General features: G+C 66.5%; 9 protein-coding genes. 6 read left to right on the forward strand and 3 right to left on the reverse strand.

From position 1 onward, the window contains the following. A partial coding sequence (gene ccsB / locus H0W38_RS13230; protein ID WP_292454763.1) for a c-type cytochrome biogenesis protein CcsB occupies window positions 1-779 on the forward strand: 779 nt, incomplete at its 5' end. Window positions 780-882: 103 nt separating this feature from the next. Here the strand turns inward: ccsB and H0W38_RS13235 are convergent. Next, window positions 883-1,233, reverse strand: a complete 351-nt coding sequence (locus H0W38_RS13235) for an acyl-CoA thioesterase (RefSeq protein WP_292454781.1) — start codon at window positions 1,231-1,233, stop codon at window positions 883-885. A 135-nt stretch (window positions 1,234-1,368) separates the two neighbouring features. Between H0W38_RS13235 and H0W38_RS13240 the strand changes: the two genes are divergently transcribed. Next, window positions 1,369-3,249, forward strand: coding sequence for an ABC transporter ATP-binding protein/permease (locus H0W38_RS13240; RefSeq protein WP_292454765.1), 1,881 nt, complete (start codon window positions 1,369-1,371; stop codon window positions 3,247-3,249). A gap of 23 nt (window positions 3,250-3,272) precedes the next feature. On the opposite strand, the gene H0W38_RS13245 is transcribed toward H0W38_RS13240, so the two are convergent. Beyond that, entirely contained in the window at window positions 3,273-3,458 is a 186-nt protein-coding gene (locus H0W38_RS13245; protein ID WP_292454768.1) for a hypothetical protein, read from the reverse strand. Then, window positions 3,459-3,758, reverse strand: a complete 300-nt coding sequence (locus H0W38_RS13250; RefSeq protein WP_292454770.1) for a hypothetical protein — start codon at window positions 3,756-3,758, stop codon at window positions 3,459-3,461. A 12-nt stretch (window positions 3,759-3,770) separates the two neighbouring features. On the opposite strand from H0W38_RS13250, the gene H0W38_RS13255 reads away from it, so the two are divergent. The 4 genes from H0W38_RS13255 to H0W38_RS13270 form a co-directional block, all read left to right on the forward strand. Beyond that, window positions 3,771-4,331 carry a YaeQ family protein gene (locus tag H0W38_RS13255; RefSeq protein ID WP_292454772.1) on the forward strand — a complete coding sequence of 187 codons (561 nt, stop codon included), beginning with the start codon at window positions 3,771-3,773 and terminating at the stop codon, window positions 4,329-4,331. A gap of 62 nt (window positions 4,332-4,393) precedes the next feature. Next, a complete protein-coding gene (locus H0W38_RS13260) occupies window positions 4,394-5,326 on the forward strand; it encodes a LysR substrate-binding domain-containing protein (protein ID WP_292454775.1) in 933 nt (310 codons plus the stop codon). Window positions 5,327-5,581: 255 nt separating this feature from the next. Next, on the forward strand, window positions 5,582-6,364 hold the full coding sequence (locus H0W38_RS13265) for an amino acid ABC transporter permease (protein ID WP_292454777.1): 783 nt from the start codon (window positions 5,582-5,584) through the stop codon (window positions 6,362-6,364). Continuing rightward, a partial coding sequence (locus tag H0W38_RS13270) for an amino acid ABC transporter permease (protein ID WP_292454778.1) occupies window positions 6,361-6,863 on the forward strand: 503 nt, incomplete at its 3' end. The genes H0W38_RS13265 and H0W38_RS13270, both read left to right, overlap by 4 nt.

The following is a 6,863-nucleotide window of genomic DNA, read 5'->3' on the forward strand; positions in this document are numbered from 1 at the left end:
TGGAGCGGGCCAAGGGTCGCTCGGCCGGCCAGGCCGACATGGGCGAGGCCAGCGTTCGCTCGCTCGGCGCTTTCGTGATGCTGATCGTGAGTTGCTCGGTTGGCTTCCTGATCTGGTACACGCTGGCTCGCGACGCACAACAGATTCAGCCGCTGGTGCCGGCCCTGCAGAGCTGGTGGATGAAGGTGCACGTGCCGGCCAACTTCGTCGGCTACGGCACCTTCGCGCTGGCTGCGATGGTGGCCTGGGCCTATCTGCTCAAGACTGCGAGCACGCGCGCGCTGCTGATCGCCTTTGTCGGCGTGCCTTTCGGCCTGCTGGCTGTGCTGGCCGCGTTTGCCGGCTTGGGTGGCCTGCCGGCGGAAACCGTGACCACGCTCGACAAGACCATGCGCATGGTCGGCGGCGCCGGCCTCTTCTTCGGGCTCACCCTGGCGCTGCGCCGCCCGATCACCGCCCGGCTGCCCTCGCTAGAGTTGCTCGACGATGTGATGTACAAGGCCATCGCGGTCGGCTTCGCCTTCTTCACGATCGCCACGGTGCTTGGCGCGCTATGGGCGGCCGAGGCCTGGGGCGGTTACTGGAGCTGGGACCCGAAGGAAACCTGGGCGCTGATCGTGTGGCTCAACTACGCGGCCTGGCTGCACATGCGGCTGATGAAGGGCCTGCGCGGCACCGTGGCGTCGTGGTGGGCGCTGGTGGGTCTGGCGGTGACGACCTTCGCTTTTCTCGGCGTGAACATGTTCCTGTCGGGCCTGCACTCTTACGGCGAGTTGTGAGCGGAGCGACGCGGCTGAGCTTCGCGGCGCGCGCTGCCATGAACAATTTGGCCGAGGTCGCTGCCGACGTCGCCCGCGCTTGATCGCCCGGCGGCGGCCCCGTTCACCGCTCGATTTCGCGCGGCTGCCCCTCGCGGTCGATCGCCACGTAGGTGAAGTTGGCCTCGGTCACCTTGCAAACCACCGGATCGGCCGGATTGCGCTCTGCGTACACCTCGAGATGCACCGTCATGGAAGTGCGGCCGATGCGCTCGACCTTGGCATAGAAGCTGAGCAGATCGCCCACCGACACCGGTTGCTTGAAAATGAACTGGTTGACCGCCACCGTGACGATGCGGCCCCGCGCGATGCGCGCCGGCAGCACGGCGCCGGCCAGATCGGCCTGCGCCATGATCCAGCCCCCGAAGATGTCGCCATTGGCGTTGGCGTCGGCCGGCATCGGCATCACCCGCATCACCAGTTCCAGGTCGGGCGCCACGTGAGCGAGGTTGGCGCTCAGCAGCCCGGGCCGGTGTGTAGGTGTGTCGTTCATGGTGTGCCGCCGCCTTTTCTCGATGTTCGAAGTTTTACTTCCGAAAGATTGTGATCCATGCGTCGTGAAACCCTGAGCGCCGCGTCCGCGCTGCCGCCCGAGGCGGGTAGCAGCGCCGTGCCGGCGCCTCCGCGCGGCGACTGGGCCACGCTTTCCAAGCTGCTGCCCTACCTGTGGACCTACAAGTACCGCGTGGTGGCCGCGCTCGCCTGCGTGATCGCGGCCAAGGCGGCCAACGTCAGCGTGCCGCTGCTGCTCAAGGAACTGGTGGATGCCTTGTCGATCCCGATCGGCGACCCGCGCGCCGTGCTGGTCGTGCCGGCGGGGCTCTTGCTCGCCTACGGCGCGCTGCGCCTGGCCAACACGGTGTTCACCGAACTGCGCGAACTGGTGTTCGCCAAGGCGACCGAGGGGGCGGCGCGCAGCATCTCGCTGCAGGTTTTCGAGCACCTGCACGCACTCAGCCTGCGCTTTCACCTCGAGCGCCAGACCGGCGGCATGACCCGCGACATGGAGCGCGGCACGCGCGGCGTGCAGTCGCTCATCTCCTATTCGCTCTACAGCATCGTGCCCACGCTGGTGGAGGTGGGTCTGGTGCTCACGCTGCTCGCCGTCAAGTTCGATGCGTCGTTCGCCTGGATCACCCTGGCCGCGCTGGCGGCCTACATCGGCTTCACCGTGACCGTGACCGAGTGGCGCACCCAGTTCCGCAAGCAGATGAACGAGCTCGACTCCAGCTCGCACAGCAAGGCGATCGACTCGCTGCTGAACTACGAGACGGTCAAGTACTTCAACAACGAAGGTTTCGAAGCGCGCCGCTACGACGAGAGCCTGGACCGGCTGCGCCGTGCCAAGCTCAAGTCGCAGTCGACGCTCTCACTGCTCAATACCGGCCAGCAGTTGCTGATCGCCTGCGCGCTGATCGCCATGCTGTGGCGCGCCACCGAGGGCGTGGTCGCGGGTCGGCTGACGCTGGGCGACCTGGTGATGATCAACGCCTTCATGATCCAGCTCTACATCCCGCTCAATTTTCTGGGTGTGCTGTACCGCGAGATCAAGCAGGCGCTGACCGACCTGGAAAAGATGTTCGGTCTGCTCGATCGCGAACGCGAGGTGCGCGATGCGCCGGATGCGACCGAGCTGCGTGCGGACGCCCCGCCGGTCGTCCGGTTCGAGAACGTGAGCTTCGCCTACGACCGAGCCGAAGGGGAGCAGCCCGGGCTTGCGCGGCCGATCCTGCATGACCTGAGCTTCGAGATTCCGGCCGGCCACACCGTGGCGGTGGTCGGGCCCTCGGGTGCCGGCAAGAGCACGCTGGCGCGGCTGCTGTTTCGCTTCTACGACGTGGGCGAGGGGCGGATCACCATCGCCGGCCACGACATCCGCGCGCTCACGCAGGCGAGCCTGCGCCGCTCGATCGGCATCGTGCCGCAGGACACCGTGCTGTTCAACGACACGGTCGCCTACAACATCGCCTACGGCCGGCCGGGCGCGACGCAGGCCGAGATCGAGGCGGCCGCACAGGCGGCGCGCATTCACGGCTTCATCGCCTCGGCGCCGGTGGGTTACCAGACCATGGTCGGCGAGCGCGGCCTCAAGCTTTCTGGCGGCGAGAAGCAGCGGGTGGCGATCGCGCGAACGCTGTTGAAGAACCCGCCCATCGTCATCTTCGACGAGGCCACGTCGGCGCTCGATTCAGCCAACGAGCGCGCCATCCAGGCCGAGCTGCAGACGGCGGCGCGCAACAAGACCGCGCTGGTCATCGCGCACCGGCTGTCGACCGTGGTCGATGCCGACGAAATCCTGGTGCTGGAGGCGGGCCGCATCGTGGAGCGCGGCACGCATGCGGCGCTGCTGGCCCAGAACGGGCGCTATGCGCAGATGTGGGCGCTGCAGCAGAGCAGCGCGGAAGGGGCGAGCAGCCCGGCGGGCGCCTGAACGGCCGCTGCTCTGACCGCGACTCAGGAGTTGCCGCTGCCGGAGGGTGGGGTACCGGCAGGGCCGCCGGTCGGCTGGCCTTCGTTGCCGGCGGGGCCGTCGTTCGCGGGCGAGCCGTCCGAGGACTTGCGCTTGGACTTCTCTTCCTTCTTGCGCTTCTTGGCCAGCTCGCGCTGGCGCTTCTCGTAAGAATAGTTCGGGGTGGCCAATCAGCCCTCCTGGGAGTCAGTGCCTGCATGGTAACCGGGCAGGCTGCCGCTCAATAGCTGCACGAGCAGCTCGCCGGTGGTGACGCCGCGCGTGTGGGCGGCGAAATGCAGCGCTGTGATCAGGTCGGCGGGCAACTTGGTCGCAAAGGGCACCAGGCCGGCCGCCTGGTCCAGGCGGCGCTGCTCGCGCCGGTCGACAGCCGGCGCCGGGGCCGCGCCGTAGCGCACCGGTGTGCCAGACTGCGCCAGCTTGCCGACGATCTTCATCGCCTTGGTTTTCTCAAGGTCGGCTTTTTTCATTGCAATGGCTCCATGGCTATCAAATCAACGGTCTTCAAGGCCGAACTCCAGGTCGCCGACATGGACCGCGGCCACTATGGCACCCATGCGCTGACCCTGGCCCAGCACCCGTCGGAAAACGACGAGCGCATGATGGTTCGCCTGCTCGCCTTCGCGCTGCATGCGGCGGGCGACAAGGAAGAGGCATTGTCCTTCGCCAACGCGATGACCGACATGGACGAGCCCGATCTCTGGCGCCGCAGCCTCACAGGCGAGATAGAACTGTGGATCGACGTCGGCCAGCCCGAGGAGAAATGGCTCAAGAAGGCCAGCCACCGCTCGAACGAGCTCGTGCTCTATCTTTACGGCCAAAAGGCGAGCCTTTGGTGGAGCCAGAACCAGGGTGCGCTGGCCAGGCTCGCCAAGCTGCGCGTGCGCCAGGTGCCCGCACAGGCGAGTGCCGCGCTGGCGCTGCTTGCGCGGCGCACGATGCGGCTGCAATGCACCGTGCAGGACGGGCAGGTGTGGCTCGGCGACGGCGAGGAAACGGTGGCGCTGGAACTGCTGGAACTGAAATCCGCGGTCTTGCGCTGAATTGCGCATTGCGTGCGCGGGCCGCAGCTTGGCGTCCATGACCGCTGGCTAAACTGCCTCGCGTGGAAACCAAATGGCTGGAAGACTTCGTGAGCCTGGCCGAGACGCGCAGCTTCTCTCGTTCGGCGCAGTTGCGCCACGTGACGCAGCCCGCTTTTTCGCGCCGCATTCAGGCGCTCGAAGCCTGGGCCGGCACCGACCTCGTGGACCGCTCGTCCTATCCGACCCGGCTCACCCCGGCCGGTGAAACCTTTCAAGCCCAGGCGCTGGAAGTGCTGGCCTCGCTGCAGGCCACGCGCAACCTGATGCGCGGCCACCGCGCGGTCGGCTCCGACATGATCGAGTTCGCGGTGCCGCACACCCTCGCGTTCGCCTTCTTCCCGCACTGGGTCATGGAACTCAGGCGCGAGTTCGGCGAGATCAAGAGCCGGCTGATTGCGCTCAACGTGCACGACGCGGTGCTGCGCCTGTCCGAAGGCAGCTGCGACCTGCTGATCGCCTACCACCATCCGGCCCAGCCGCTGCAGCTGACTTCCGAGCGCTACGAGATGCTCACCCTGGGCGAAGAATCGCTGCGCGCCTATGCCAAGGCCGGCCCCGACGGCGAGCCGCTGTTCCGGTTGCCACCGCGCCCTCACGAGCGCCGCGTGCCCTATCTTTGCTACGCGGCGGGGGCTTACCTGGGACAGATGGTCGACCTGATCATCAAGCAGGCGGCCGACGCGGTACCGCTCGACCCGATCTACGAGACCGACATGGCCGAAGGCCTCAAGGCGATGGCCCTCGAAGGCCACGGTCTGGCCTTCCTGCCGGCCAGCTCGGTGCGCAAGGAGTTGCGCACGCGCAAGCTGGTGCCGGCGGCCCCGTCGGGCAGCTTCGAGCTGACGATGGAGGTGCGCATCTATCGTGAGCGCCCCGAGGTGGCCCGCCATGCCAAGGCCGGCGTGCCGCTGCTTTGGGAGCATCTGCGCGCGAAGGCACGAGCGGCACCTTGAGGCGCGAAAGGCCGGCGACGCCTGAAGCGCTTGATCGATGCACTCGCCGCATGAGCGGCGCCATGATCGGCATTGGCACGCAGGCGGAGCTCGACGCTACAGTGCCGCCGGCATCGAAGGGCACTTGCAGCCCGGCCCGATTGACCTGCTGAGGTAAGCCCTGAGGCAGCGAGGCGCGACCTTTGCTTAAGCTTCGAGCGCGGCGGCCACTCAAACGGTGCCGCGCTTTTTAATGCGTGGCGCCATTCGGCGTGAATGACGGCGCACCGGGTGCGCGAGGCACGGGAGGCCGCATTGGGCAATTGGGATTGGCAGGTGTTCTGCAAGGACACCATCTACGGCGAAGTGTCGCCGCGCTGTTTCGGCAGCGAAGGTGCCATCACGTATCTCGACTGGATGCTCTCGGCCTGGGGTTGGACGCTCTCGGTTTCGGTGCTGGCGTTGATCGTGGCGCTCACGACCGGCTCGCTGGTGGGCATCTTGCGCACCGTGCCGGACCGGCGCCTCGTGCTGTTCGGCAACGCCTGGACCGAACTCTTCCGCAACATCCCGCTGCTGGTGCAGATCTTCCTCTGGTACTACGTCATCCCGGGCGTCTTCACCCCGCTGCGAGAGTTGCCCAGCTTCGTCTTGGTGGTGCTTGCGCTGGGCTTCTTCACTTCGGCGCGCATTGCCGAGCAGGTCAAGGCCGGTATCCAGAGCCTGCCGCGCGGTCAGGGCTACGCGGGCCTCGCGGTCGGCCTGACCTTGCCGCAGACCTACCGCTACGTGCTGCTGCCGATGGCGTTTCGCATCGTCATTCCGCCGCTGACCAGCGAGTCGATGAACATCGTCAAGAACTCTTCGGTCGCCTTCGCGGTCAGCATTGCCGAGCTGACGATGTTCGCCCTGCAGGCGCAGGAAGAAACCTCGCGGGGCGTCGAAATCTACATGGCGGTCACGGGCGCTTATTTCGTTTCGGCCTTCTTCGTCAACCGCGTGATGCTCATCGTCGAAAACCGCGTGCGCGTGCCGGGCATGATCGGAGGCGGCCAATGATCGCTTCCCTCGACTTCAGCTTTCTGGACTGGGGCGTCGTCTCCAACTTCATCCTCAAGGGCCTGGCTTTTTCGGTGCAGCTCACGCTGATCGCCATGATCGGCGGCATCTTGCTGGGCACGGTGCTGGCGCTGATGCGGCTGTCGGGCAAGCCCTGGCTGGTGATTCCGGCAGCGGCCTACGTCAACACGCTGCGCTCGATCCCGCTGGTCATGGTGATCCTGTGGTTCTTCCTGCTGATCCCGCTGCTGATCGGCCAGCCGATGGGCGCGGAGATGTCGGCCATCATCACCTTCACCGTGTTCGAGGCGGCCTACTACTCGGAGATCATGAGGGCCGGCATTCAGTCGGTGTCGCGCGGTCAGGAGCACGCCGGTTACGCGGTGGGCATGAACTACGCGCAGACCATGTGGCTCATCGTCTTGCCCCAGGCTTTTCGCAACATGCTGCCAGTGCTGCTCACGCAAACGATCATCCTGTTCCAGGACACCTCGCTGGT

Origin of the sequence: Methylibium sp. (assembly GCF_013817365.1) — a bacterium.
In the GTDB taxonomy this organism is placed as follows: Bacteria; Pseudomonadota; Gammaproteobacteria; order Burkholderiales; family Burkholderiaceae_C; genus Methylibium.